This window comes from Caulobacter sp. 602-1, from assembly GCF_003931565.1.
Taxonomy (GTDB): Bacteria; Pseudomonadota; Alphaproteobacteria; order Caulobacterales; family Caulobacteraceae; genus Caulobacter.
Map to the genome: position 1 here is coordinate 1 of NZ_RRYI01000196.1, position 277 is coordinate 277.

Consider the following 277-nt stretch of genomic DNA (forward strand, 5'->3'; position numbering starts at 1 on the left):
CGATCTTCTTGCTGCCCACGTAGGTGAAGTTGGACGGACCGTCGGAGGTGTACAGCTGCGGAGCGGACACCACGAAGGTCATGGCGCTCGGAGCCTGCCAAGCCATCGGCAGCACCTGGTAGTTGCCGGAAGACACGGTGTCGGAGAACTTGGACTCGGCCACGTTCACGACCTTGACCTTGATGCCGGCCTTCTTCATCATCGCCTGGTAGGCGTTGGCGAGGGCCTGCTGGGTGGCGTCGTCACCGAAGAAAGTGAAGGAGATCTCAAGGGTCTT

1 protein-coding gene is annotated in these 277 nt (G+C 60.6%); it reads right to left on the reverse strand.

Annotated elements, in window-relative coordinates; translation table 11 throughout:
- The coding region (locus EIK80_RS25840) for an ABC transporter substrate-binding protein (protein WP_199743660.1) at window positions 1-277 on the reverse strand (277 nt) is incomplete at both ends.